Genomic DNA, 23,232 nt, shown 5'->3' with positions numbered 1-23,232 from the left:
CTGGGTCGAGGGGGCCAAACAAACGACGCCGTGCAGCGCCGCCAAGTCCAGCCCGAGGCGGCCTCGCCTCAGTAGTGCTCTTCGAAGCGCTTGGCGAGATCCTCGATGTTCTCCGGCGGCCAGCCGGGAACGTCCATGCCGAGGTGCAGGCCCATGCCGGCGAGCACTTCCTTGATCTCGTTGAGCGACTTGCGGCCGAAGTTCGGGGTGCGCAGCATCTCGCCCTCCGACTTCTGGATGAGGTCGCCGATATAGACGATGTTGTCGTTCTTCAGGCAGTTCGCCGAACGGACCGACAGTTCGAGCTCGTCCACCTTCTTGAGCAGCGCCGGGTTGAAGGGGAGCTGCGGCGCGAGCGGCGCGGCCTCTTCCTTGCGGGGCTCCTCGAAGTTCACGAAGACCTGGAGCTGGTCTTGGATGATGCGAGCGGCGTAGGCCAGCGCATCCTCCGGCGACACGGCGCCGTTGGTCTCGAGCGTCATCGTCAGCTTGTCCTTGTCGAGATCCTGGCCCTCGCGGGTGGTCTCGACGCGGTAGCTGACCTTAGTCACCGGCGAGTAGAGCGCATCGACCGGGATCAGGCCGATCGGCGCATCTTCGGGGCGGTTGCGCTCGGCCGGGACATAGCCCTTGCCGGTGGCGACCGTGAACTCCATGCGGATCTCGGCCCCGTCGTCCAGGGTGCAGATCACGAGGTCGGGGTTCAGGATCTGGATGTCGCCGACGGCGCCGATATCGCCCGCGGTGACGAGGCCCGGGCCCGTCTTGCGCAGGGTCATGCGCTTGGGCTGGTCGGTCTGCGAGCGGATGGCGATGGTCTTGATGTTGAGGACGATGTCGGTCACGTCCTCACGCACGCCGGGGATCGACGAGAACTCGTGCAGCACGCCGTCGATCTGGACGGAAGTGACGGCAGCGCCCTGAAGCGAGGAGAGCAGCACGCGGCGCAGGCTGTTGCCGAGCGTCGTGCCGAAGCCGCGCTCGAGCGGCTCGGCCACGACGGTGGCGACCCGCTTGGGATCGTCGCCGGCCGTCACCTGCAGCTTGTTCGGCTTGATGAGCTCTTGCCAGTTCTTCTGAATGACCACGGTCCTACCTCTTGCCAAACCCACGCCGCCGGCGTCCCGGAAAGCGCTACGGCCGGCCCTGGATTGCTCTGGAGCATCCGGACCGGTCCCAAAAAATCTAAGCCGTCTCGCCCGCCACCCAGAGAGCGGGAACGAAGCGGTAGCCCGCGCCGTCGCGGGTCACGTATCCCAGCGCCGGAAACTCGAGATGCGAGCCGGCGATGAGGGTCTTCTCGGTCGCCACCTCGTCGAGCACGCGCTTGCGGGTCGCCCGCGCCTGATCCCCGTCCACATCGAAGGCGACACCCGCCTCCGGCTGCTTGAACTGGATCGCCGGCATATGCACCACATCGGTCCACATCAGCAGGGACTTGTCCCCCGATACGATCCGCATGCCGCAATGGCCGGGCGTGTGGCCGGGCAGCGGAACGGCGGTGATGCCGGATACCAGCTCGCCACCTTCGTGCTTGCGCAGCCGCGCGCCGTAGGGCGCCACCGCCTTGCGGGCGTTCTCGAAATACGGCTTCGCCTCGTCCGGTGCCCGCGACAGCGCCGCATCGGGAAGCCAATGCGCGGCTTCCGCCGCATGCAGGACGAGTTCCGCGTTCGGGTAGGCCGCGCTGCCATCCGCCTCCACCAGCCCGCCCGCATGGTCGGGATGGAGATGGGTGAGGAGCACCGTCTCGATCTCCTCCGGCGCGACGCCGGCGAGCGCGAGGGCGGCGGGCACCCTGCCCATTGTGTCGGGGCCGAAATGGCCATACCCGGAATCGATCAGCACCGGCTTGCGGCCGGCACCGGTGACGAGGAACGCGTTGAGCGTGACGACCGGAGACTCCGGACGGAAGCCGGCGCGCTGGAGCGCGCCGGCCTCGTCCCGAGGGATGCCCGTGACGAGATCGAGGGAGCCCTGAAACCAGCCGTCGTTGAGCGCGGTGACCGTGAGGTCGCCGAGATTCCAACGCAGCGCGCCGGGTAGGGGCTTCGATCCGTCCGCCATGGGCTTCTCCGCTCGGGGATGCTCCGGTGTCGTGCGATCAGACGCGGCGGCGCTTGCGCGGCCGGCAGCCGTTATGCGGGATCGAGGTGACGTCGCGGATCGAGGTCACGGTGAAGCCCGCGGCCTGGAGCGCGCGCAGCGCCGACTCACGGCCCGAACCGGGGCCGGAGACCTCGACCTCGAGGGTGCGCATGCCGTGCTCGGAGGCCTTGCGGGCCGCGTCCTCGGCGGCGACCTGGGCAGCGTACGGGGTCGACTTGCGCGAGCCCTTGAAGCCCATCGCGCCAGCGGACGACCACGAGATCGTGTTGCCCTGCGCGTCGGTGATGGTGATCATCGTGTTGTTGAACGAGGCGGCGACGTGCGCCACGCCCGAGACGATGTTCTTGCGTTCGCGCCGGCGGACGCGGGTCGGTTCCTTAGCCATCTTTTCGCTTTCGTCCTTCAATCACGCCCGTACTTCCAGGCGCTCGGGATTCTTTTGGGATTTGGCGGCGCGGCCTTGGACGACCGGTCCGCCACGCCGGCCCCCGAAACGGGACACCCGGCGCAACGCGAAGGAGGCCGAGCGAAGCACGGCCTCCGAATGCCAAAAAATTACTTCTTCTTGCCGGCGATCGGCTTCGCCTTACCCTTGCGGGTCCGGGCGTTGGTGTGCGTGCGCTGGCCGCGGACCGGGAGCTGCTTGCGGTGACGCAGGCCGCGGTAGCAGCCGAGATCCATCAGGCGCTTGATGTTCATCGAGACTTCGCGGCGCAGGTCGCCCTCGACGATGTAGTCGCGGTCGATAGCTTCGCGGATCTGAAGCACCTCGGCGTCGGTGAGCTGGTTCACGCGGCGCTCGGCCGGGATGCCGACCTTCTCGGTGATCTCCTCGGCCTTCTTCGGGCCGATGCCGTGGATGTACTGGAGCGCGATGACGACGCGCTTGGCGGTCGGGATGTTGACGCCGGCGATACGAGCCAAGATGTTCTCTCCATGTGGCGGGCCCGATCGGCCACGCCTCGTCGGATGAAAGCGCGCGTCCGGTGGAGGCCGGCCCCTGCGCGCCGCCCAAAACTACAAATCGGCCCGAAAGCGCGCTCTATGAGGCGCCCCGAACCACATCCCGCTTGGACGAAGGGGGTCCGCCTAGCGCGGGCCTGACGACTTGTCAACGCTTTGCAAACCGGAATGCGCTCCACGGCCCGCAAGACCGTTGCCGCGGCATGAAAAAGCCCGCCCCGTCGGAACCGAGGCGGGCTTCACGATCTGCACCGTGACGAGGCTTCAGGAAGAGGCCGTCTCGCGGAAGCCGTCGAGGAGGGCGGTCACATCCCCGGTCACCACATCGATCGGCTTCATGCCGTCGATCTTCCGCAGCAGACCGGTGCCGGCGTAATAGTCGGAAATGTGGGGCGGTCTGCTTCCGGTAGGCGTCGAGCCGGGTCTTGAAGACCTCCGGCGTGTCGTCCTTCCGCACCGGCTGGCCGCGGGCGGCGGTTTCCTCGGCGCGCTTGGCGATGCGACCGACGAGGGCGGTTTCGTCGACGACGAACTCCACCACCGCGTCGAGGGCGATGCCCTTCTGCGCCAGCATGGCGTCGAGGGCCTTGGCCTGCTCGACCGTGCGGGGGAAGCCGTCGAGGATGAAGCCGTTCTTGGCGTCGGCTTCCTCGATCCGATCGGCGACGATGCCGACCACGATCGCATCGGACACGAGGCCGCCGCTCTCCATGATCGCCTTCGCTTCCAGTCCCACCGATGTCTCGGCGGCGACCGCGGCGCGCAGCATGTCGCCGGTCGAAAGCTGCGGAACGCGGTAGCGCTCCACGATACGCTCGGACTGCGTACCCTTCCCCGCACCCGGCGGTCCGAGCAGAATGATCCGCATAGCCTCTCCCCGTCCTCAAGGCCCAGCGCCGGGCTCGTTCTTCATGGGCGGCGCGCCCACCTTCCTGAGGCCGCGCCGTCGTCACACTGCTGTGATGCGCAATTCCGGCCTGCGCGTCCACCAAACCTTTGTCGAAGGGTGCCCCTTGGGGCACCTCAGCTTGGGGCGCCTCAGCGGCGCCGCGTCGTGGAGGCGCCGCGCAGCTTGGCCTTCTTCACGAGGCCCTCGTACTGATGCGCCATCAGATGCCCGTGGATCTGCGCCACCGTGTCCATGGTGACCGAGACCACGATCAGCAGCGAGGTGCCGCCGAAGCCGAGCGCGGCCGAGGTGTAGGAGGCGACGATCTCCGGCACGAGGCAGACGAAGGTAAGGTAGGCCGCACCGATCACGGTGATCCGCGTCAGCACCTTGTCGATGAAGGCCGCGGTCCGCTCGCCCGGACGGATGCCGGGGATGAAGCCGCCCTGCTTCTTCAGGTTGTCGGCGGTCTCCTGCGGATTGAAGACGATCGCCGTGTAGAAGAACGTGAAGAAGATGATCAGGCCGGCATAGGCGACCATGTAGAGCGGCCGTCCGTGGCCGAGATAGGCCGTCAGCGTGCCGAGGATGCCGGTCGAGCCCTGGTTGGCCGAGAAGCTCGCCACCGTCGTCGGCAGCAGCAGCAGCGACGAGGCGAAGATCGGCGGGATCACGCCCGAGGTGTTGAGCTTGAGCGGCAGGAACGAGGACTGGCCCTCGTACATGCGGTTGCCGACCTGGCGCTTGGGGTAGTTGATCAGGAGACGGCGCTGGGCGCGCTCCATGAACACGATGAAGTAGATCAGCGCGACTGCCGCGAGGCCGGCGCCGAGCAGGACGGCGGGCGAGAGCGCGCCGGTGCGGGTGAGTTCGAGCGCGCCGAAGATCGAGGCCGGCAGGTGGGCGACGATGCCGGCGAAGATGATGAGCGAGGAGCCGTTGCCGATGCCGCGCGAGGTGATCTGCTCGCCGATCCACATCAGGAACAGCGTGCCGCGCCGGTCAGCGTCACGACGGTGGAGAGGATGAAGAACGGGCCCGGGGTGATGACCGCGTTCGAGCCCTGCAGGCCGAAGGCGATGCCCCAGGATTGGACCAGTGCCAGCACCACCGTGAGGTAGCGGGTGTACTGGTTGATGACCTTGCGGCCCGACTCGCCCTCTTTCTTCAGCGCCTCCAGGGTCGGCACGACCGAGGTCAGCAGCTGAACGATGATCGAGGCCGAGATGTAGGGCATGATGTTGAGCGCGAAGACCGCCATGCGCTCGACGGCACCGCCGGAGAACATGTTGAACATGCCGAGCACGCCGCCGGCCTGGTTCTGGAAGTTCCGCGCGAACTGCTCCGGGTCGATGCCCGGAATCGGGATGTAGGTGCCGAGCCGGAACACGATGAGCGCGCCCAGGGTGAACCAGATGCGCTTCTTAAGCTCGTCGGCCTTGGCGATGGCGCCGAAATTCAGGTTTGCGGCAAGCTGTTCGGCGGCTGAGGCCATGTCTCGTATCCCAGGAATTGCCGTCGGGACGCGTCTCGAACGGTCCCTGAAAGCGAAAGCGGCGGCCGCGTGCGAGCACGGGCCGCCGCTTCGGCGTTCGACTTAATCGTGGTGTCAGGCCGACGCAACCGCGCCTTCCGCCGCGCCGCGATGAGCGACGCCGGCAGCGAAGGTCGTGGTCACCGAACCGCCAGCCTTCTCGACGGCCTCGATGGCCGACTTGGAGGCGCGGGTCACTTCGAAGCTGAGCTTCGAGGTCAGCTCGCCGACACCGAGCAGCTTCACGCCGTCGCGGGCACGGGAGATGATCCCGGCCTTGACCAGCGCTTCGACCGTGACGGCGGCGTTCGCGTCGAGCTTGCCGGCATCCACCGCCTGCTGCACCCGGCCGAGATTCACCTCGTTCAGGTCATGGGCGTGGATGTTGTTGAAGCCGCGCTTGGGCAGGCGACGATGCAGCGGCATCTGACCGCCCTCGAAGCCCTTGATGGACACGCCGCTCCGGGCCTTCTGACCCTTCACGCCGCGACCACCGGTCTTGCCCTTGCCGGAGCCGATGCCCCGGCCGACGCGCATGCGGGCCTTGGTGGCCCCTTCGTTATCGCGGATCTCGTTGAGCTTCATGGTGGAGCCCTCCTCACGCCGCGGCGTCGTCGAGGACGCGCACGAGGTGCGCGACCTTGCGGATCATTCCGCGGACCGAGGGAGTGTCCTCCAACTCGGAAACGCGGTGCAGCTTGTTCAGCTTGAGGCCGACCAGCGTCGCACGCTGGGAGGCCTCGCGGCGGATCGGCGAGCCGATCTGCTCGACGCGGACAGTCTTGGTTGCCATGCTGCCCTCCCTTACGCGACGGCCGCTTCGGAGGTGTCGGCCGGGTCGGCGTCACGGCGTCGGGCCTGGAGGGCCGACACCTTGAGTCCGCGACGGGCCGCGACCGAGCGCGGGCTGTCCTCGTTCTTGAGCGCGTCGAAGGTGGCGCGCACGAGGTTGTAGGGGTTGGACGAGCCGAGCGACTTGGCGACGACGTCCTGCATGCCGAGCGTCTCGAACACGGCGCGCATCGGGCCGCCGGCGATGATGCCCGTGCCCTGCGGCGCAGCGCGGAGAATCACCTTGCCGGCGCCGTGGCGACCGTTGACGTCGTGGTGCAGGGTGCGGCCTTCGCGCAGCGACACCCGGATCAGACCGCGCTTGGCGGCCTCGGTTGCCTTGCGGATCGCCTCCGGCACCTCACGGGCCTTGCCGTGGCCGAAGCCGACGCGGCCCTTCTGGTCGCCGACGACGACGAGCGCCGCGAAGCCGAAGCGACGGCCACCCTTCACCACCTTGGCGACACGGTTGATGTGGACGAGCTTGTCCACGAACTCGCTGTCGCGCTCCTCGCGGTCGTCGCGGCGACGACCCTCGCGTTCACGTGCCATATCTGATTCCTGTTATCTCACTGACGCGGATCGGAACGACCCGCTCGCTCGATGGGTCCCCTCCCCACGAGGGGGAGGGAACGCGGCGTCTTAGAAGTCCAGGCCACCCTCACGGGCGGCGTCGGCGAGAGCCTTGACGCGACCGTGGAAGATGTAGCCCGAGCGGTCGAAGACGACCTTGGTGACGCCCGCAGCCTTGGCCCGCTCGGCGACGAGCTTGCCGACCGCCTCGGCCGCTGCCTTGTCGGCACCGGTCTTGAGGCTGGACTTGAGATCCTTGTCGAGGCTCGACGCGGCGGCGAGCGTGCGGCCCGCGGCGTCGTCGATGACCTGGACGTAGATCTGCTTGGACGAGCGGAACACCGACAACCGCGGACGGCCGTTGGCGGCAGCTCTGAGGGCCCGACGGACCCGCGCCTTGCGACGCAGGAGGGCTTCGTTCTTGTTCGACATGATCGCCCCCCTTACTTCTTCTTGCCTTCCTTACGGAAGATGAATTCGCCAGCGTATTTCACGCCCTTGCCCTTATAGGGCTCGGGACCGCGATACTCGCGAATCTCCGCCGCGACCTGACCGACGCGCTGTCGATCAATGCCCGACACCACGATCTCCGTGGGCTTGGGCGTCACGATCGTGATGCCAGCCGGGATCTCGTATTCGATGTCGTGGCTGTAGCCGAGCGAGAGCTTGAGCGCCTTGCCGGCCATCGCGGCGCGGTAGCCGACGCCCGTGATCTCCAGCTTCTTCTCGAAGCCCTTGGAGACGCCCTCGACGAGGTTCGCCACCTGGGCGCGCGAGGTGCCCCACAGGGAGCGGGCCTGCTTCGACTGGTCCTTGGGCTGCACCGAGACGGCGCCGTCCTTGAACTCGACGACCACCTGGGACGGGACGACGAACTGGAGTTCGCCCTTCGAGCCCTTCACCTTCACCGTCTGACCCGTGACCGTGGCGGTGACGCCAGACGGGACGGGGACGGGCTTCTTGCCTACGCGAGACATGTCGCTGTCCTCCGGATCAGAACACCTTGCAGAGCACTTCACCGCCGACGTTGCGCTCGCGCGCAACGTGATCGGCCATGACGCCCTGCGGGGTCGAGATGATGGTGACGCCGAGGCCGTCGGCGACGCGCGGCAACTCGCCAACCGACGAGTAGACACGGCGGCCGGGCTTCGACACCCGCTTGATCTCCCGAATGACCGGGCGACCGTCGTAGTACTTGAGTTCGATCTGGAACTCGGTGCGGCCGTTGCCGAGGTCCTGCACCGCGTAGTCGCGGATGTAGCCCTCGGACTTCAGCACGTCGAGAACCGAGGCGCGCAGGCGCGAGCCGGGGGTCTGGACGACGTTGCGGCGACGGCTTTGACCGTTGCGGATGCGGGTGAGCATATCACCCACGGGATCGTTCACCATGGATGCCTCCCCTTACCAGCTGGACTTCACGAGGCCGGGGATGAGACCCCGGTTGCCGAGCTCGCGCAGAGCCACGCGTGAGATGCCGAGCTTGCGGTAGTAGGCCCGCGGACGGCCGGTCATCTCGCACCGGTTGCGGATGCGGGTGGCCGACGAGTTGCGCGGCAGTTCCGCGAGCTTCAGGCGCGCCTCGAAGCGCTCCTCCATCTCACGGGACTCGTCGTTGGCGATGGCGAGGAGGGCTTTGCGCTTCTCGGCGAAGCGCTTCACCAGATCCTTGCGGTGGTTGTTCTTCTCGACTGAGCTTTTCTTAGCCATGTCTTTCTCCAGTGTCCGCGTCTAAGCGACGTTGCCGCCGCTTACTGCCGGAACGGGAACTTGAAATGGGCGAGGAGAGCCTTGGCCTCTTCGTCCGTGGTGGCGCTCGTCTGGACGACGATGTCCATGCCCCAGGTCTGCTCCGCCTTGTCGTAGGAGATTTCCGGGAACACGAGGTGCTCCTTGAGGCCCATGGCGTAGTTGCCACGGCCGTCGAAGGAACGCGGGTTCAGGCCGCGGAAGTCGCGGACGCGCGGCAGCGCGATCGTGACGAGACGGTCCATGAACTCGTACATGCGAGCCTTGCGCAGGGTCACCTTGCAGCCGATCGGCATGCCTTCGCGGACCTTGAAAGTCGCGATCGCCTTGCGAGCGCGGGTGATGACCGGCTTCTGGCCAGCGATGAGCGCGAGGTCGCCCGCCGCAACGGTGGCCTTCTTCGAATCCGCGGTGGACTCGCCGACGCCCATGTTGATGACGATCTTCTCGATCTGCGGGACCTGCATCGGGTTCGCGTACCCGAACTGCTCGATCAGCTTCTGCCGGACAACCTCGTCGTAGTGCTTGCGCAGACGCGGGATGTAGGCGTTCTTGTCGGCCTCAGCCATCGATCTGATCCCCCGTGGTCTTGGCGAACCGGACCTTGCGCCCGTCGTCGAGGATGCGGAACCCAACACGGGTCGGCTTGCCGTTGGCGTCGGCCACCGCGATGTTGGACAGTTGGATGGCAGCTTCCTTGGAGATGATGCCGCCTTCCTGGTTCTGGGTCTGGCGCTGGTGCTTCTTCACCAGGTTGACGCCACGAACGAAGGCCTTGTCCTCCTTCGGCATGACCTGGATGACCTCGCCGGAGCGACCCGCGTCGCGACCGGTGAGAACGACGACCGTGTCGCCCTTCTTGATCTTGGCGGCCATCACAGCACCTCAGGAGCGAGCGAGATGATCTTCATGTGGTTGCGCGCGCGCAGCTCACGCGGCACCGGTCCGAAGATACGGGTGCCGACCGGCTCCTTCTGATTGTTGATCAGAACGGCGGCGTTCTTGTCGAAGCGGATCACCGAACCATCGGCGCGCTTCACGTCCTTGGCGGTGCGCACGACGACCGCCTTCATGACGTCGCCCTTCTTCACGCGGCCGCGCGGGATCGCCTCCTTGACGGAGACGACGATGATGTCGCCGACGCCGGCATATTTGCGCTTCGACCCGCCGAGTACCTTGATGCACATCACGCGGCGCGCACCCGAATTGTCGGCGACGTCCAGATTCGTCTGCATCTGGATCACGGGAGTGACCTTTCCTTGTTTCAGGCGGGTTTCCGCACACGGACGGTATTGCCCGGCGGACGACGCCTGATGGGGATTTGAAGTCCCCGGCTCATGTAAGAGACCGCGCTATCGGCGTTGGAACGCCGGCGCGGTCACCGCGTACGAAGGGATGCGAGCACCCCAAGGACTGTCGCGAAGGCGTGCCCGATACTACGGACACGGGCGCTGTGCAAGCCTGGAGGCGGGTGAATTCGCGCGAGCCGGCTGGTGCCGGGAGGGTCGCGCAGAGGATTTCCGGCAGGGTGCCGGAGTCCTTGGAGCGAGATCGGAAAGGCTTTACTCGCCGTCCGCCGAGGCTTGGGCCGGGGCGGTCAGCAGCCCTTGCAGATCGAGCCCATCGTCTTGTTCATCTTCGCGTCCCAAGCCTTGTCGCGCGCTTGTGCGGCGCGCTGGGCCTTGAGCATCTGCTCCTGCGAGACCGACGAGATGTCGCCCTGCGTCTGGCCCGGGGCCGGCGGCTTGGTCTGACCGGTCGCGGTGACGGTGCGGCCGGTCGGGGTGACGCGGGTGTCACCCACATCCTGAGCGAGGACAGGACCGGAGAGGGCGAGGCCGGCTAGCAGGAGGGCGGAGACGGCGAACGGGCAACGCATGGCTTCTCATCACTCCCTGGCGCAGGCCGCCGGAACCAGCGGGCTTGAGGCCGCAGCTTCGCGCGGCGGACAAGTCCGGGGAGGTTGTGTCAGGGAGCGACACCACCGTCACGTCCCCAGCCGCCCCATCCGCGCGCCTGGAGACTTCTACGTGGCACCGGACCGAGCCGGTCGCAAGCGGTGCGGCGGCCGTGCGGCCGCCGGTTCCGTGCGGATGCACACCGTTGTCGCCCACGCTCGGGCCTGGATCGGTCCTGGCGCCTCGCTAAATCCGGTCCGCTTTGGGGTTTGGCCTGAACCGGGGCTTTTCAGTGCGTCTCGGGCTGAGCGTCGGCCACCGTGCTGGCCTTGAGGTAGCTCGTCCGTGGCCGTTCGGTCGGATCCTCGAACGAGCCCGCCCAGAGGCCGAGGCGCTTGCCCCAGGCCACCGTCTCGGCGCCGACATAGGCGGCGCGCCGGTTGCGCTCGGCCATGGCAAGGCCCTTTTCCGCCATCCAGGCGCTCAGATCCTCCTTGTCACGATGGCAGACGGAGAGCGCACGGCCGTAGCTGTCGGTCTCGCGAATCTGGCAGGTGACGGTGGCATCCTTGAGGTGGGCAGCCAGCGCCTTGGCCGAGTGGGCACCGCAGGCATAGCCGTGGCCCTTGGCGTTCAGGCAGGTTTGTTTGAGGCCGGGCGCCGCCACGCCGTAGAGGCCGACGACGCGCCCGCCGACGACCAGCGTGTCGCCGCTCAAGATCCGCGGCTGACCGCTCACGCTTTCGCTGGCGTGGCCGGCGCCGATGGCGCCGAATGCGGCGAGGACGATGGCGCTCAGACCGAGAAATCCCGTTCGTCTCATCGAAACACCATGAGTTTCCGACGCTCGACCCGGAGAGGCATCCCCTGCGGAGGCGTCGGCCATTGCTCTGTCGAAAACGCTCACGTGTTTGTCGTTCACGTGATGAGCAAACCGCTCGATCCCTCTCGCCCCAAAGGGCTTCGACAGGGGAGCGCGTCTGTCAGGCAACCTAAAGCATGGCTTATGCCCTTTTCGTGGCCTGCGGCATGCCGCGGTGGCATGCCGGTGTCGCGCCCGTCGCCGCAGGGCCCGCCTTCGGGGCCCTTAACCAAGACCAGCCGTTCCAATGTGCTCGGCCAACTCTCCCGCCAGCTGCCCCTGTCGGAACGGCGCGCCGGCCCTATCCTTCGCCGCGCCGGTCGGTTCGCCTGCCGGTCGCTTGCGCCCACCGAGCGGCGATGCCCCCAAACCGTTCGGCGGGCGTAAGCGTAGAGGATGGCCTCATCGTACGCCCGGATGCCGGCACACGGAGAGGGCGCGCTCGAGACTCCGTGCGTCGGGACGTCGCCCGTATCCTCGCCTGCGAACGGGATCGCTGCGGCGGACGTTGGCGGGATAGGGTTGAGGCGTCGCGCCGGCCCGGAGCGAAGAGGGGTCGGACGGTGGCGGTGAGCTTGGCAGATCTCGTGCGCGGGGCGGCGGCTGAGGCCCGGCGGTTCGCAGCCGGCTTCCCGGCGAGCGGGCGGAAGGACGACTTCCCCTGGGCGGTCATCGCAGCCTTCGATGCCGATGTGCGGGGCCATGTCGAGCGCGACCGGCGGATCGAGGATGAGCGCGACCGTGTTCTGATCGCCTCCGTCACCCTGGCCGAGACCTCCGGCGATGCCGAGCCGGACGAGTGGGACCGGGCGCGCCGCCATCTCGTCAGGGCGGTCGATTACTTGGAGGAGACGGTCCTCCGCTTCGGGATCGTCAACCGGGCCGCGGCCAGGCGCGGCTACGGGGCGGCGGGCGACCCGGTCTCGACATCGCCGAAAGAATGACATTGCCGAAAGAACAAAGCCGGCTTCCTCTCGCCCCGGCTGACATTAATCATTGAGCAACCGCATTCCGATACGCTAACACTTGCGCAGCAGAGGCTAGACTTGGCGCATCGATGCTACAGCCGATCGAAGCCGGTCTGAGCCGCCCCTGGTACCGGCTCAAATTTCCGGACGCGCTCGAAGCGCAGTACCGTGCCGAGACCGCCCGGCAGAGCGGGCGCTACGTGCAGTCCTGGCTCGCCATCTTCACCCTGTTCAATGTCCTCTCCCTCGTCATGGACCGGGAGGTGTTCGGTCCCGAGGGGTTCGTCGTGCCCCTGGCGATGACGCTGGGCGTCTTCTGCCCGGTCGCGCTGGCGGCGATCGTGTCCCTGCGGGGACGGCCGACGACGGTGCGCATCTCCGCTGCCGTCCTCGCCACCGCGCTCGTCGATATCGTCGTCGTCCTCAACAGCGCCCGTCTCGCGCCCGCCCCGCATGCCGACGTCTACATCATCATCGCCACCATCGTTCCGCTGGTGGTCGGGCTGATCGCGCCGATGCCGTTCCGGCACTGCCTGTGGTTCTGCGGTGCCTCGTTCGCGCTCTATGGCGGCCTCGTTCTGGGGTTCGGCCTGTGCAACGCGGAGCGCAGCGGCCTGCCCCTGCTGGTTTCCGGGCTGATCCTGGTGCCGCTGAAGCTCTGCTACTCGCGGGAGTGGGAGGCCCGGAAAACCTTCCTCATCGGCTTGCGGGTGAAGCTCCAGGGCGAAGCGCTCGCCCGCGCCAATGCGCGCCTCACCGTGCTCTCCGAAACCGACTCGCTCACGGCCCTGTCCAACCGTCGCCACTTCTCGGAGCGCTTGGAGGCGGCATGGGCCCTCGCCGGCGAGCGGGATGCGTGGCTCGGCGTCATCCTCATCGACCTCGATCACTTCAAGCTCCTGAACGACACCGCCGGGCACGCGGAGGGGGACCTGTGCCTCGTGGCGGTGGCGGAGGCGCTGCAGACCTCCGTTGCGGCCCATGGCGGTCTGGCCGCGCGCTACGGCGGCGAGGAGTTCGTGGCCCTGCTGCCGGAGGCCGACCCGTCCGCCGCGCGGTCGGCCGGCGAGGCGATTCGCGTGGCCATCACGGATCTCGCCATCCGCCATCCCGGCCTGCCTGCGGGGACGCCGGTGACCGTGAGCGTCGGCACCACCGCCGGGCGGGGGCGGACGCGCGATTTCGGCATCCAGGCCTCCGACCTGTTGAAGGCCGCCGACTTCGCGCTCTACGCGGCCAAGAACGAGGGCCGCAACCGGGTCGAGAGCTTCATGCCCGCCGCGAACGTGAACCGGCAGGCCGGCGAAGAGGTCCGCGCCACACTCCCCTCCGCCTGACGTCGCTGACCTTCCGAACAAAACGCGCGCTGCCGCGTCTTCTCGTCCGGGGGCGGCCGAATGGTGCGGGCCGGAAGGAGCGACCGACGGATGCTGCTCGACGAGGAACGCTGGGCCGGCTCACGCAAGGCTGACGCGCGGGCCGACACACCGTCCGACCTATCGGCCGGCCCGGGTCTCCGACGGCTGAGTGCGGGCCTCGCGGCGCCCGGTCCCCGGCTCTGGGCCCTCGTCGGCGGCCTGATTCTCCTCGACGCCCTCTGGCTCGCGATTGCCGGGATCGGCGTCGCCTGGACCGGCCTGTTCGCGGTGCTCGGTGCGGTGACCGTCCTTCTCGGGCTCGCCTTCCTGTTCAGTGCGGTCAAGCCGGAGCCCAAGCTGCGGGCCATGGCCCTGTCGAGCGCCTATCTGGCGGCCTTCACCACCGCGGCGGCCGTGCTGCATTACCTCGGAGCCACCCTGGCGATGCCGTTCGCCGACCCCGCCCTGGCGCGGGTCGAGGCGGCCATGAGCTTCGATTGGCGCGGCTGGGTCGGCGGCCTCGCCGCGCATCCGGATCTCTCCTGGTGGCTGGCGCTCGCCTACCATTCCAGCGGACCGCAAGTCGGGCTCGTCGTCATCGCTTTAAGCGCGGTGTCGCGGGTCTCGCGCCTCTGGGCCTATGCTCGCCTATTCAGCGTGGCGCTGCTCGCCTCCATCGCGGTCTCGGCCTTGTTTCCCGCAATCGGGCCCTACGCCTATTACGAGCCGCAGGCCTATCCGCAGGGGCATCTCGAAACGGTCGGCGCCCTCTGGCATCTCGACGCGCTGCAGGCTCTGCGCGACGGAACGCTATCGACGATCGCGCTCTCGGAGATCCGTGGCCTCGTCACCTTCCCCTCGTTCCACGCCTGTCTCGCGGTCCTCACCGCCTGGGCGCTCGCCCCGGTGCCGGTGATCGGCCCGCTGGCCCTTCTCCTCAACGGCGCGATCATCGTCGCCACGCTCGGCGCGGGCGGACATTACGGGCCGGACGTGCTGGCCGGGACGTTGATGGGGGTTGCTCTGGTGGCCGCTCACCGGTTCCGGCGGCCGTTCTCGCTCGCGGGCGCAGGGGCCTCGCGCAAAGCGTTGCCGGACAAGGGCGTGGGGCCGCTGCCGCGTCCGCAGACGACGGGTTGACGCTTACGCCCAGAGATCGGGCGGGCGAACCGGCCTTTAGCGAAGCTGCGGGAGCGTCGGCGCTTCACCCCGCATCGGCGAACAGGTCGAGCTGGGTCGAGGCTGCGGCGCGGCGGCGGGGGCGGGGCGCGACGAAGCGTGGGAGCGCGGTGCCGGGCTTGCCGTAGAGGACCACGCCGACGACGCGGCTGCGGTCCCCACTCAGCACGATCGACGCGGTGTGCGGACCGGAGCGGGCGATGTCCTCGACGAGCGGTTCGGAGGCCGGAAGTTCGGCCAGCGCACTCAGAAGATCCGACAGGCCCGCCGCTTCGACGCCCATGACGCGGAAGTCGAAATTCCGGCCGGCCCAGGTGTTGCGCGCCGCGGCGGCGCGGGTAGCCGAGAACGGGTTGTCAATGATCTCCGTTGCCGGATCGCGCAGGAACGCCGCGATGCGCTCACGCTCCGGAACGCGGTGCGCGCTGGCGAGCAACGCGGAAAGTTCGGGCTTGGTGATCGACACCGGGCAAGGCTCGCACGGCTTGACCGGCCGCGTCGAGCCTGGACCGGCTGAGCGCTGTGGAGAGCGCATCATCGTGCGGCTGCTCGAACCGGATGAGGCGGAGGCTCATCTACGCCCTCGGCGACAACAACGCGTTAGATCGCCGGGGTCCAGTATCGAGCAGCCTGCCCACACGCCTTCGCCCACTGGGGAAGCAATATGGCGTGCGGATCGAAAAGCTCTGCGGCCGATCAGCGGCCGGCGGATTTCACGGCCGCGGAGACGAGGTTCTTGGTGGAGGGCGCGGCGGCGATCACCTTCGCGGTCGACTTCTTCGGCTTCTTCGTCTCGCGGTTGCCGCGTTTCTTCTCGGTGGCCATGTCGATGGCTCCTTCGGGTTCGCTTGCGGTAGTAAAGGCGTATCGCGGCTAGTTGAAGACCTTTACCGAGACCGCCATCGGAAGATTTCCCGGCCAGTAGCGAGCGATGAAGCGCGCCCTGTCCCAAAGTTCGATGGGATGATCGTTGAGGAGCGCCAAGGCATGAGCCTTCGCTTCGGGGTCTGTTCTGGCGCGGATAAAGCGTCCGGGCCCTTCGGCGCCGGTACTTCCGACATCATAGAGACGATAGGACGACGACGCGCCGCCGTGTTCGCTCATTTGAATGATATTGGTCATGATCTCCGCCTGTATGATCCAGGCGGGGACATGGTTGCCCTCAGCCATCGGAGCCTGAGGGTTGCTCTTCCGATGGTGAGATCATCCTGCGCTTTTCGGAAGCATAAAGATAGTCCTACGCGAGTCGCCGCAAAACTTAGCTGAAGCCCTGCCTTTTACGGCAAAGCCGCTTCAAGTCCTGGCCTCGTGCAATGTCTCCCGGGCCTTCGATTGAGTCCGTCAGGGTCCGGTGCCGATCCGCGATCGTGATCACCGGAACGCATCGTCCCGCCCCCTGTTCTCTCGCCGAGATAGCGCGCTCACAGCCGCGCTGATGCAAGGGCCACCCCTGATGCCGGACAAGCTCAAGAGAACCCTGCTCGGCGCGGTCATCGCCGTGGCGCTCGCCGCCGCCGTTTCCTACGGGCTCATCACCCAGCAGACCGCCGACAAGCTACAGACCGAGGCCAACCAAACCCTCAACGAGGGACAGCCGGGAAGCCCGCCGCAACAGCAGCCGGCGCCGTCTCCCGAGGCTCAGAATTCCGGCAATCCGCAGCTGGCCCCGCGAGAGCCGACGCAGCCGAACCCCGCTCCTGCCACCCGGTGAGGCATCCCGCTCGTCCTCGCCGGACCCACGCGGCTGGTAGTGAACGGCGCGGACCCTATCGTGAAGCGGACGCGCTGCGAGGGCGCCCCGAACCCCGAGGTAACGGCATCCGGCGCCAAGAACGTCATCAAGCGCAAGCCGTAGGGCGCCTCTTTGCAGAAGCCGCAGGGTGGTGATCGATCCCGGCTTTCGGCACCATCGCCCCTCTCGGCCGTTAATCCTGTGAAGCGCGGCTTACCGCCCGCGCACCCATTCCAGGAGCCAACCCGATGAAGCGGCTATTGCTCGTCTCTGCCCTCGTTCTTTCCCCGCTCGCCCTGTCCGCGACGGCCCAGGCCCAGGGGACCATTCGCGGCGCCGAACGCGGCGTCGAAGACGGCAACCGCGCCGCCGGCCCGGTCGGCGGCGTTGTGGGCGGTGCTGTCGGGGCCGCGACCGGCACCGTCGGCGGCGTGCTCGGGGTCGATCCCGATGCCCGCCGTGAGGAGCGCATCGAGCGGCGCGAAGAGCGGACCGTTCGCGAGCGTCCGGCCCGGTAACCGAGGCTTAAGAGAGCCGGGGGTGAGGACCGCTCCCGGCTCTTCCAAGAAGGGTCACCCGGTGTACTCGAAAGCCTCCGGTGGCCTTCGACCGCGAAGGCGGCCGGCTGTTCAAGTCCCTTCGGAAGCCGGTGCGCTCTCCCATGCGGAAAGCGCGGGAAAAGTACCCGTCTGCCAAGCTCTTGCTGGAAAGACTTTCTACTAAGACTTGGAATTCCAAAAAATTGGTGCGGACGGCGGGACTCGAACCCGCACAGCCTTGCGGCCGCAAGATTTTAAGTCTCGTGCGTCTACCGGTTTCGCCACGTCCGCATGGGCGCAGCGGTAGCGGTCCGGTGAGGCCAGATCAAGCGGGTGGGTGCCAGCCGTAGACCCAGGCGTAGCGCGCGCTCATGCCTTCGGGGCCGGCGCGGCGCATCACCGTATCCCGGGCGAAGCTGATCAGCCGGCCGGCATGGTAGAAGCGCCCGTTGCGGCGTGCGGCCCGCTGCACCGCCCGCACGCGGGACTGGCGCGCCGCGGCGTAGGCCGAAAGCGCCTCGGGCACGCTCGCCTGGGCCGACAGGCTGGCTGCCAGCACCGCAGCGTCCTCGATGGCGAGCGCCGCGCCCTGGGCCAGGAACGGCAGCACCGGATGGGCGGCATCGCCCAGAAGCGCGATCCGGCCCCGTGCCATCGGCCGCACCGCCGGCCGGTCCACCAGCGACCACACCATCCAGCTATCGGGAAGGGTCAGCAACTCCGTCAGCGGCGGGGCCGCATCGGGAAAATGGTCGCGCAGGACCATCGGATCGCCGATCCGGCCCCAATCCTCGTCGCCCTCGCGCTCAGGAACGATCGCCACGACGTTGAGCCGTTTGCCGCCGTTGATCGGGTAATGGACGACGTGGCGCCGGTGCCCGAGCCAGAGTCCTGTTTCGGCGCCCTGAAGCGCCTCGGGCGCCGCCTCGCGCGGGATCACCGCCCGCCACGCCGCTTGGCGGTGGAGCCGCAGCGGACGCGTGTCGAAATGCTGTCGCAGGCTCGAGCGCACGCCGTCGGCGCCGATGACGAGGTCGGCGTTGAGGGTCTCGGTGCGGTCGCCATCGATGCTGCGCACCGTCAGGCTGACGCCGTCCTCGGTCTCGCCGAGACCCGAGACCTCGCGCCCGACGCAGAGGCGGATGCCGGGGCGCCCGCGCACGGCATCGAGCAGGATCGTCTGAAGGTCGGCGCGATGCAGGACGTAGTAGGGTGCGCCGTGACGCTCGCGGATGCTCGCGCCCAAGCGGATGCCGCCGACGACGCGGCCGGTGGTCAGCGCACGCACGGTGACGCCCGGCGGCTCGTCGCCCGCCCGGTGGAGGGCCCCGCCGAGCCCGAGGCCGATCAGCACCGCGCTGGCGTTCGGCGAGAGCTGGAGGCCGGCGCCGACCTCGGAGAACCCGGTGCGACGCTCGATCAGCGTGACGGCATGGCCGGCCCCGGCGAGCGAAAGCGCGGCGGTGAGGCCGCCGATCCCGGCGCCGACGATGACGATGGAGAGCGCCGCCACGGACGGCCCGGTCCGGTCAGGCCGCCTTGGCGGTCTTGTCGGGCGTCTCGTCGTGCCACACGCACCCGGCCGGCTCCGCCGTGCCAGACTTCAGCTTCGGGTCGTAGCGGAACAGGGTCGAGCAGTACTGGCAGATGATCTCGGTCTCGCTGCCCATGTCGAGGAAGACGTGCGGATGATCGAAGGGCGGCAGCGCCCCGATGCACATGAACTCCTTCGAGCCCACCGCGATCACGGTCACGCCGGCCTGATTGTGGAAGTGGGGAACCGCCTTGTCAGCCATCGCACGTCCCTGAAACGGAGGTCCCCGTCTAGCGCGTTCGAGGCGGCAATCCTAGGGTCCCGCTTCGATCTGCCGATGGTCTGAAGACCCGCGAATGCGAGGAAGTGGCCTTACGCGGGAGATGCTGACCCGATGCGCTATTCTCTTGTTCGCGTCGCCGAACCGTCCGATCGGCAGGTCTACCATGCCATTCGTCGTTCCTCGTTGTGGGAGGAAAGGGGCCGTCTTGGTTATGACGATGCCCGGCCTGAGGAGCTTTTCCCGAACCATCACGCCCTGCTCTTGAAGCGGGATGAAGCGGGCATCGGCACCACGCGCCTCGACGACCTCGGGAACGGGACAGGGATCGTCAGACTCGTCGCCATCACCGCCGCCCTTCGCAGGAACGGGCATGGTCGGGTGCTCGACGCGATGGTGGCGGATTACGCGCGAGCGCTTGGCCTCGGTAGGCTGTTCGTCAGCGCGGCGTCGGATGCCGAAGGGTTTCTATTCGTCAACGGGATGGACACGACTGACGAGGGATGCGCCGGTCCTCCTCGGACAAGCCGAGGGCTTTGTGCCGATGACGAAGCGCATCGTCCGGTGAGAACGCATTGATTTGCTTCGACGCCCGGCTGGTCGCCCCGCCGGTTCGATCCGTGACGTATCGAGGTGCGGTCGGTCCCATGAAACAGCGCCAAAGGCATTTATGCGCGGGCGCGCTCGGGTTGGCGCCGGCCCTGGGGCGGCGTAAGACGAGGGCGTCCGCCTCGAACGTCCCTCGCTAAGCGCCCGATCCCCATGAGCCGTGAAGAGCAAGCCGTCGCCGAAGGCGGGCGCCGCGCCCCGGAGCCGCCGATCCACGGACCGGAGGGGTTCGAGGGCATGCGCCGCGCCGGCCGCCTAACCGCCGAGGCGCTGGATCTCTTGGTCGAGGCCGCCCAGCCCGGCGTAACCACGGAATATCTCGACAAGCTCGCCTTCGAGTTCGGGATGGATCACGGCGCCTATCCGGCCTCGCTGTTCTACCGCGGCTATCGCAAGTCGATCTGCACCTCGATCAACCACGTCGTCTGCCACGGCATTCCCAACGACAAGCCCCTGCGCGACGGCGACATCGTCAACCTCGATTGCTGCCTGATCCTCGACGGCTGGCACGGGGATTCGAGCCGCATGGCCTATATCGGCGAGGTGCCGCGCAAGGCGCAGCGCCTGTGCGAGATCACCTACGAGGCGCTGATGCGCGGCATTCGCGCGGTGAAGCCCGGCGGCTCCACCAACGATATCGGCCGGGCGATTCAAACTTATGCGGAATCCGAGCGCTGCTCGGTGGTGCGCGATTTCTGCGGCCACGGGCTCGGCCGCGTCTACCACGACGCGCCGACCATCCTGCACTACGTCGAGGCGAGCTACGACGTCCCGCTCAAAGCCGGCCAGTTCTTCACCATCGAGCCGATGATCAATCTCGGCCGGCCCGCGGTGAAGGTGCTCTCCGACGGCTGGACCGCCGTGACCCGCGACCGCTCGCTCTCGGCGCAGTTCGAGCACACCGTGGCGGTGACGGAAGACGGCTACGAGATCTTCACGCTCTCGCCCAAGGGCCTCGATCAGCCCAAGCCGCATGGTCTCGAACCGCACGGCACGCAGGCCGACTGACGGCCCGCCGGGAGATGGCCCGCCGGACGGCCGAACCGCCCGCTCTGCCGGGCCTTGCCGAGGCGGCCGCTCCCGCGCCCGCCGAGGAGACGCCGCACTATCACGGCCACCGCGAGCGCCTGCGCGCCCGCTTCGCGCAAGCCGGCGCCGAGGCGCTGGCCGATTACGAACTGCTCGAACTCACCCTGTTCCGGTCGATTCCACGGCGGGACGTGAAGCCGCTCGCCAAGGCGCTGATCCATCGGTTCGGCTCCTTCGCCGAGGTCGTCAGCGCCGAGCCCGCCCGGCTCATGGAGGTGGAGGGCGTCAGTGCCGGCGTCGCCGCCGACCTGAAGCTCGTCGAGGCCGCCGGCCGACGGCTGGCCCGCGGCGCCATCACCGCGCGTCCGCTGCTGTCTTCGTGGAGCGCCCTGATCGAGTATCTTCGCGCCACCATGGCCTTTTCGGGCCGCGAAGAGTTCCGCGTGCTGTTCCTCGACCGGCGCAACCACCTGATCGCCGACGAGGTGCAGGGCCGCGGCACCGTCGATCACACGCCGGTCTATCCCCGCGAGGTGGCCAGACGCGCGCTCGAACTCGCCTCCACCGCGATCATTCTCGCCCACAACCACCCGTCCGGCGACCCGGCCCCCTCGAAGGCCGACATCCGCATGACGCGGGAGATCGTCTCGGTGCTCGATCCCCTCGGCATCGTGGTGCACGACCACGTCATCCTCGGCCGTGACGGACATGCGAGCCTGAAAGGGCTCAAGCTGATCTGATGCGTCCGGCCCTCCGGGCGTCCACGCCGGCCGGGACCCGCAGGGCCGGGTGTGTCAGGAGACATTTCGCTGACAGGTTGCGCAAACTTGCAGCGGAGCGTCGCTCCCAGGGATAGGCTTGCGCGGGGCGTCCGCTACATCGACCGGAGGGTCGTCCCGTGTCGCTCGCATCGATGAGGGCTTGTGGCGATCTCCTGCCCGCGGCGCCTCGTGCCGCGGCAGCCGGGGTGGAGACGGTTTCAGGACTGGCAGGAAACCTTCCGGGTGGCCTGCCTCTTGCTCCGGCAACGCGAGACATCAGGGGGAATCGCGCGAATGGCGCACACGGCGTTCGACGAGATGAATGGGGGCGGGGCGGGGCAGCTCGAACCGGCGGCCGTGCGCGAGGCCTATGACATCCTCAAGTCCTGGCTCGACAAGACGCCGCCGGAGCATTTCAACACCCGCCGCAGCCAGGCCGAGATGCTGTTCCGGCGCATCGGCATCACCTTCGCGGTCTACGGCGCCAACGAATCGACCGAGCGGCTGATCCCCTTCGACATCATCCCGCGGGTGCTGACCAAGCCCGAATGGGATTTCCTGGAGCGCGGCCTCAAGCAGCGGGTCACCGCGCTGAACGCCTTCATCAACGACATCTACGGCGCCGAGGAATGCATCAAGGCGGGGATCATCCCGCCCGACCTCGTCTACCGCAACCCGCATTACCGCATGGAGATGCGCGCCTTCGACGTGCCGCACGACCTCTACGTCCACATCGCCGGCATCGACATCGTGCGGACCGGCGAGAAGGACTTCTTCGTGCTGGAGGACAACGCCCGCACCCCGTCCGGCGTCTCCTACATGCTGGAGAACCGCGAGGTGATGATGCGGCTCTTCCCCGAGCTGTTCTCGCGCCACCGCGTCGCCCCGGTCGAGAATTATCCCGACGCCCTGCTCGCGACTCTGCGCAGCCTCGCCCCGGCTTCCGCCACCCGCGACCCGACCGTGGTGCTGCTGACCCCCGGCCGCTACAACTCGGCCTTCTACGAACACTCGTTCCTGGCCGACAAACTTGGCGTCGAGCTGGTGGAGGCGGGCGACCTCTTCACCAAGGACGAGGTCGTCTACATGCGCACGACCGAAGGTCCGCGCCGCGTCGATGTGATCTACCGCCGCCTCGACGACGATTTCCTCGATCCGCTGGTGTTCCGGCCGGATTCGGTGCTCGGCGTGCCGGGGCTGATGAACGCCTACGAGCGGGGCAACGTCACCCTGTCGAACGCGGTCGGCACCGGCATCTCGGACGACAAGGCCGTCTACAGCTACATGCCGGAAATCGTGAAGTTCTTCACCGGCGAAGACCCGATCCTGCACAACGTGCCGACCCATCGCTGCCGGGAGAAGGATGCCTTTTCCTACGTGATGGACAACCTCAAGGACCTCGTGGTGAAGGAGGTCAACGGCTCGGGCGGCTACGGTATGCTGGTGGGCCCGCACGCGACGCGGCGCGAGATCGACGAGTTCGCAAAAAAACTGCGCCACGCGCCGGACAACTTCATCGCCCAGCCGACGCTCTCGCTCTCCACCTGCCCGACCTTCGTCGCCTCGGGCGTTGCCCCCCGCCATGTCGATCTGCGCCCCTTCGTGCTGGCCGGCGCCGACGAGATCCGCATCGTGCCCGGCGGCCTGACGCGGGTCGCGCTGAAAGAGGGCTCGCTGGTGGTCAATTCGAGCCAGGGTGGTGGCACCAAGGATACCTGGGTGCTCGATGCTTGAGCGCTTCGCCCGAATCTTTCGCAATCTTCAGGCAGGCCGGGCAGCGTCGGTGATGAAACACCGCGCATCTGCCGCCCTGGTCGCCAACGCGCCCGCGAGCTGAC

The 23,232-nt window shown here is 67.8% G+C and carries 30 protein-coding genes, 1 tRNA gene and 2 pseudogenes; 9 read left to right on the top strand and 24 right to left on the bottom strand.

Annotation, left to right across the window (positions count from 1 at the left end):
• Positions 1–68: 68 nt before the first annotated feature.
• The 18 genes and pseudogenes from M2437_RS22370 to M2437_RS22285 form a co-directional block, all read right to left on the bottom strand.
• Positions 69–1,106 (bottom strand): DNA-directed RNA polymerase subunit alpha, encoded by a 1,038-nt coding sequence (locus M2437_RS22370; RefSeq protein WP_173390160.1) that lies wholly within the window; start codon positions 1,104–1,106, stop codon positions 69–71.
• Between the two features lie 79 nt (positions 1,107–1,185).
• Positions 1,186–2,067: an MBL fold metallo-hydrolase gene (locus tag M2437_RS22365; RefSeq protein WP_253388721.1), complete on the bottom strand. Its 882-nt coding sequence runs from the start codon at positions 2,065–2,067 to the stop codon at positions 1,186–1,188.
• A gap of 37 nt (positions 2,068–2,104) precedes the next feature.
• Positions 2,105–2,494: a 30S ribosomal protein S11 gene (gene rpsK / locus M2437_RS22360; protein WP_003597118.1), complete on the bottom strand. Its 390-nt coding sequence runs from the start codon at positions 2,492–2,494 to the stop codon at positions 2,105–2,107.
• 170 nt (positions 2,495–2,664) lie between these two features.
• Entirely contained in the window at positions 2,665–3,033 is a 369-nt protein-coding gene (gene rpsM, locus M2437_RS22355; protein WP_003597120.1) for a 30S ribosomal protein S13, read from the bottom strand.
• Positions 3,034–3,336: 303 nt separating this feature from the next.
• Positions 3,337–3,940: pseudogene (locus M2437_RS22350) on the bottom strand (adenylate kinase).
• A 170-nt stretch (positions 3,941–4,110) separates the two neighbouring features.
• Positions 4,111–5,456 (bottom strand): annotated as a pseudogene (secY, locus tag M2437_RS22345) (preprotein translocase subunit SecY).
• 114 nt (positions 5,457–5,570) lie between these two features.
• Positions 5,571–6,080, bottom strand: coding sequence for a 50S ribosomal protein L15 (rplO, locus tag M2437_RS22340; RefSeq protein WP_012253650.1), 510 nt, complete (start codon positions 6,078–6,080; stop codon positions 5,571–5,573).
• Positions 6,081–6,093: 13 nt separating this feature from the next.
• Positions 6,094–6,288, bottom strand: a complete 195-nt coding sequence (rpmD, locus tag M2437_RS22335; protein WP_056247438.1) for a 50S ribosomal protein L30 — start codon at positions 6,286–6,288, stop codon at positions 6,094–6,096.
• 11 nt (positions 6,289–6,299) lie between these two features.
• The gene (gene rpsE / locus M2437_RS22330) at positions 6,300–6,878 is read right to left on the bottom strand and encodes a 30S ribosomal protein S5 (RefSeq protein WP_012253652.1); all 579 of its coding nucleotides are present in this window, start codon (positions 6,876–6,878) and stop codon (positions 6,300–6,302) included.
• Positions 6,879–6,968: 90 nt separating this feature from the next.
• Positions 6,969–7,331 carry a 50S ribosomal protein L18 gene (gene rplR, locus M2437_RS22325; protein ID WP_003597133.1) on the bottom strand — a complete coding sequence of 121 codons (363 nt, stop codon included), beginning with the start codon at positions 7,329–7,331 and terminating at the stop codon, positions 6,969–6,971.
• A gap of 11 nt (positions 7,332–7,342) precedes the next feature.
• Positions 7,343–7,876: a 50S ribosomal protein L6 gene (rplF, locus tag M2437_RS22320; protein WP_012253653.1), complete on the bottom strand. Its 534-nt coding sequence runs from the start codon at positions 7,874–7,876 to the stop codon at positions 7,343–7,345.
• A 16-nt stretch (positions 7,877–7,892) separates the two neighbouring features.
• On the bottom strand, positions 7,893–8,288 hold the full coding sequence (gene rpsH, locus M2437_RS22315) for a 30S ribosomal protein S8 (RefSeq protein ID WP_003597138.1): 396 nt from the start codon (positions 8,286–8,288) through the stop codon (positions 7,893–7,895).
• Positions 8,289–8,300: 12 nt separating this feature from the next.
• Positions 8,301–8,606, bottom strand: coding sequence for a 30S ribosomal protein S14 (rpsN, locus tag M2437_RS22310; protein ID WP_003597141.1), 306 nt, complete (start codon positions 8,604–8,606; stop codon positions 8,301–8,303).
• 41 nt (positions 8,607–8,647) lie between these two features.
• The gene (gene rplE, locus M2437_RS22305) at positions 8,648–9,214 is read right to left on the bottom strand and encodes a 50S ribosomal protein L5 (RefSeq protein WP_003597142.1); all 567 of its coding nucleotides are present in this window, start codon (positions 9,212–9,214) and stop codon (positions 8,648–8,650) included.
• The gene (rplX, locus tag M2437_RS22300) at positions 9,207–9,521 is read right to left on the bottom strand and encodes a 50S ribosomal protein L24 (protein WP_003597143.1); all 315 of its coding nucleotides are present in this window, start codon (positions 9,519–9,521) and stop codon (positions 9,207–9,209) included. Before rplX ends, rplE begins: the two co-directional genes overlap by 8 nt.
• Positions 9,521–9,889 (bottom strand): 50S ribosomal protein L14, encoded by a 369-nt coding sequence (rplN, locus tag M2437_RS22295; RefSeq protein ID WP_012253654.1) that lies wholly within the window; start codon positions 9,887–9,889, stop codon positions 9,521–9,523. The genes rplX and rplN overlap by 1 nt, the downstream gene beginning before the upstream one ends.
• Before the next feature lie 353 nt (positions 9,890–10,242).
• On the bottom strand, positions 10,243–10,524 hold the full coding sequence (locus M2437_RS22290) for a hypothetical protein (RefSeq protein ID WP_082289311.1): 282 nt from the start codon (positions 10,522–10,524) through the stop codon (positions 10,243–10,245).
• 308 nt (positions 10,525–10,832) lie between these two features.
• On the bottom strand, positions 10,833–11,366 hold the full coding sequence (locus M2437_RS22285; protein ID WP_253388719.1) for a thermonuclease family protein: 534 nt from the start codon (positions 11,364–11,366) through the stop codon (positions 10,833–10,835).
• Positions 11,367–11,968: 602 nt separating this feature from the next.
• On the opposite strand from M2437_RS22285, the gene M2437_RS22280 reads away from it, so the two are divergent.
• The 3 genes from M2437_RS22280 (at position 11,969) to M2437_RS22270 (ending at position 14,871) form a co-directional block, all read left to right on the top strand.
• Positions 11,969–12,349, top strand: coding sequence for a hypothetical protein (locus M2437_RS22280; protein WP_253388718.1), 381 nt, complete (start codon positions 11,969–11,971; stop codon positions 12,347–12,349).
• A 113-nt stretch (positions 12,350–12,462) separates the two neighbouring features.
• Positions 12,463–13,710 carry a GGDEF domain-containing protein gene (locus tag M2437_RS22275; RefSeq protein WP_253388717.1) on the top strand — a complete coding sequence of 416 codons (1,248 nt, stop codon included), beginning with the start codon at positions 12,463–12,465 and terminating at the stop codon, positions 13,708–13,710.
• Between the two features lie 90 nt (positions 13,711–13,800).
• Entirely contained in the window at positions 13,801–14,871 is a 1,071-nt protein-coding gene (locus M2437_RS22270) for a phosphatase PAP2 family protein (RefSeq protein ID WP_253388716.1), read from the top strand.
• Positions 14,872–14,935: 64 nt separating this feature from the next.
• Here the strand turns inward: M2437_RS22270 and M2437_RS22265 are convergent, their stop codons facing one another.
• From M2437_RS22265 to M2437_RS22255, 3 genes are all read right to left on the bottom strand, one after another.
• Positions 14,936–15,376, bottom strand: a complete 441-nt coding sequence (locus M2437_RS22265; RefSeq protein WP_253388715.1) for a hypothetical protein — start codon at positions 15,374–15,376, stop codon at positions 14,936–14,938.
• 230 nt (positions 15,377–15,606) lie between these two features.
• Positions 15,607–15,735 (bottom strand): hypothetical protein, encoded by a 129-nt coding sequence (locus tag M2437_RS22260; protein WP_003597156.1) that lies wholly within the window; start codon positions 15,733–15,735, stop codon positions 15,607–15,609.
• Positions 15,736–15,783: 48 nt separating this feature from the next.
• Positions 15,784–16,080 (bottom strand): hypothetical protein, encoded by a 297-nt coding sequence (locus tag M2437_RS22255; protein ID WP_253388714.1) that lies wholly within the window; start codon positions 16,078–16,080, stop codon positions 15,784–15,786.
• A 283-nt stretch (positions 16,081–16,363) separates the two neighbouring features.
• On the opposite strand from M2437_RS22255, the gene M2437_RS22250 reads away from it, so the two are divergent.
• Positions 16,364–16,621: a hypothetical protein gene (locus M2437_RS22250; protein WP_253388713.1), complete on the top strand. Its 258-nt coding sequence runs from the start codon at positions 16,364–16,366 to the stop codon at positions 16,619–16,621.
• Between the two features lie 269 nt (positions 16,622–16,890).
• Positions 16,891–17,160 (top strand): hypothetical protein, encoded by a 270-nt coding sequence (locus tag M2437_RS22245; RefSeq protein ID WP_003597162.1) that lies wholly within the window; start codon positions 16,891–16,893, stop codon positions 17,158–17,160.
• Between the two features lie 225 nt (positions 17,161–17,385).
• Here the strand turns inward: M2437_RS22245 and M2437_RS22240 are convergent.
• From M2437_RS22240 to M2437_RS22230, 3 genes are all read right to left on the bottom strand, one after another.
• A tRNA-Leu gene (locus M2437_RS22240) sits at positions 17,386–17,472 on the bottom strand.
• Between the two features lie 34 nt (positions 17,473–17,506).
• Complete coding sequence (locus M2437_RS22235) at positions 17,507–18,694, bottom strand: FAD-dependent monooxygenase (RefSeq protein WP_253388712.1); 1,188 nt, start codon at positions 18,692–18,694, stop codon at positions 17,507–17,509.
• Positions 18,695–18,710: 16 nt separating this feature from the next.
• Positions 18,711–18,977, bottom strand: a complete 267-nt coding sequence (locus M2437_RS22230) for a zinc-finger domain-containing protein (protein ID WP_015822688.1) — start codon at positions 18,975–18,977, stop codon at positions 18,711–18,713.
• A 132-nt stretch (positions 18,978–19,109) separates the two neighbouring features.
• Between M2437_RS22230 and M2437_RS22225 the strand changes: the two genes are divergently transcribed.
• From M2437_RS22225 to M2437_RS22210, 4 genes are all read left to right on the top strand, one after another.
• A complete protein-coding gene (locus M2437_RS22225; protein ID WP_499007052.1) occupies positions 19,110–19,574 on the top strand; it encodes a GNAT family N-acetyltransferase in 465 nt (154 codons plus the stop codon).
• 183 nt (positions 19,575–19,757) lie between these two features.
• On the top strand, positions 19,758–20,612 hold the full coding sequence (gene map / locus M2437_RS22220; RefSeq protein ID WP_253388711.1) for a type I methionyl aminopeptidase: 855 nt from the start codon (positions 19,758–19,760) through the stop codon (positions 20,610–20,612).
• 14 nt (positions 20,613–20,626) lie between these two features.
• On the top strand, positions 20,627–21,373 hold the full coding sequence (gene radC, locus M2437_RS22215) for a RadC family protein (protein ID WP_253388710.1): 747 nt from the start codon (positions 20,627–20,629) through the stop codon (positions 21,371–21,373).
• Between the two features lie 315 nt (positions 21,374–21,688).
• Positions 21,689–23,128 (top strand): circularly permuted type 2 ATP-grasp protein, encoded by a 1,440-nt coding sequence (locus tag M2437_RS22210; RefSeq protein ID WP_003597167.1) that lies wholly within the window; start codon positions 21,689–21,691, stop codon positions 23,126–23,128.
• Positions 23,129–23,232: the final 104 nt, after the last annotated feature.

Source organism: Methylorubrum pseudosasae (assembly GCF_029504475.1).
In the GTDB taxonomy this organism is placed as follows: Bacteria; Pseudomonadota; Alphaproteobacteria; order Rhizobiales; family Beijerinckiaceae; genus Methylobacterium; species Methylobacterium extorquens.
This window is presented reverse-complemented; position numbering and strand designations above follow the sequence as displayed.

Bases quoted from the DNA above. Each gene is read 5' to 3' on its own strand.
- M2437_RS22365 (WP_253388721.1), bottom strand. From the start codon at position 2,067: ATGGCGGACGGATCGAAGCCCCTACCCGGCGCGCTGCGTTGGAATCTC.
- rpsK (WP_003597118.1), bottom strand. From the start codon at position 2,494: ATGGCTAAGGAACCGACCCGCGTCCGCCGGCGCGAACGCAAGAACATC.
- rplO (WP_012253650.1), bottom strand. From the start codon at position 6,080: ATGAAGCTCAACGAGATCCGCGATAACGAAGGGGCCACCAAGGCCCGC.
- rpmD (WP_056247438.1), bottom strand. From the start codon at position 6,288: ATGGCAACCAAGACTGTCCGCGTCGAGCAGATCGGCTCGCCGATCCGC.
- rpsE (WP_012253652.1), bottom strand. From the start codon at position 6,878: ATGGCACGTGAACGCGAGGGTCGTCGCCGCGACGACCGCGAGGAGCGC.
- rplR (WP_003597133.1), bottom strand. From the start codon at position 7,331: ATGTCGAACAAGAACGAAGCCCTCCTGCGTCGCAAGGCGCGGGTCCGT.
- rplF (WP_012253653.1), bottom strand. From the start codon at position 7,876: ATGTCTCGCGTAGGCAAGAAGCCCGTCCCCGTCCCGTCTGGCGTCACC.
- rpsH (WP_003597138.1), bottom strand. From the start codon at position 8,288: ATGGTGAACGATCCCGTGGGTGATATGCTCACCCGCATCCGCAACGGT.
- rpsN (WP_003597141.1), bottom strand. From the start codon at position 8,606: ATGGCTAAGAAAAGCTCAGTCGAGAAGAACAACCACCGCAAGGATCTG.
- rplE (WP_003597142.1), bottom strand. From the start codon at position 9,214: ATGGCTGAGGCCGACAAGAACGCCTACATCCCGCGTCTGCGCAAGCAC.
- rplX (WP_003597143.1), bottom strand. From the start codon at position 9,521: ATGGCCGCCAAGATCAAGAAGGGCGACACGGTCGTCGTTCTCACCGGT.
- M2437_RS22290 (WP_082289311.1), bottom strand. From the start codon at position 10,524: ATGCGTTGCCCGTTCGCCGTCTCCGCCCTCCTGCTAGCCGGCCTCGCC.
- M2437_RS22285 (WP_253388719.1), bottom strand. From the start codon at position 11,366: ATGAGACGAACGGGATTTCTCGGTCTGAGCGCCATCGTCCTCGCCGCA.
- M2437_RS22275 (WP_253388717.1), top strand. From the start codon at position 12,463: ATGCTACAGCCGATCGAAGCCGGTCTGAGCCGCCCCTGGTACCGGCTC.
- M2437_RS22270 (WP_253388716.1), top strand. From the start codon at position 13,801: ATGCTGCTCGACGAGGAACGCTGGGCCGGCTCACGCAAGGCTGACGCG.
- M2437_RS22260 (WP_003597156.1), bottom strand. From the start codon at position 15,735: ATGGCCACCGAGAAGAAACGCGGCAACCGCGAGACGAAGAAGCCGAAG.
- M2437_RS22255 (WP_253388714.1), bottom strand. From the start codon at position 16,080: ATGGCTGAGGGCAACCATGTCCCCGCCTGGATCATACAGGCGGAGATC.
- M2437_RS22250 (WP_253388713.1), top strand. From the start codon at position 16,364: ATGCCGGACAAGCTCAAGAGAACCCTGCTCGGCGCGGTCATCGCCGTG.
- M2437_RS22245 (WP_003597162.1), top strand. From the start codon at position 16,891: ATGAAGCGGCTATTGCTCGTCTCTGCCCTCGTTCTTTCCCCGCTCGCC.
- M2437_RS22230 (WP_015822688.1), bottom strand. From the start codon at position 18,977: ATGGCTGACAAGGCGGTTCCCCACTTCCACAATCAGGCCGGCGTGACC.
- M2437_RS22225 (WP_499007052.1), top strand. From the start codon at position 19,110: ATGCGCTATTCTCTTGTTCGCGTCGCCGAACCGTCCGATCGGCAGGTC.
- map (WP_253388711.1), top strand. From the start codon at position 19,758: ATGAGCCGTGAAGAGCAAGCCGTCGCCGAAGGCGGGCGCCGCGCCCCG.
- radC (WP_253388710.1), top strand. From the start codon at position 20,627: ATGGCCCGCCGGACGGCCGAACCGCCCGCTCTGCCGGGCCTTGCCGAG.
- M2437_RS22210 (WP_003597167.1), top strand. From the start codon at position 21,689: ATGGCGCACACGGCGTTCGACGAGATGAATGGGGGCGGGGCGGGGCAG.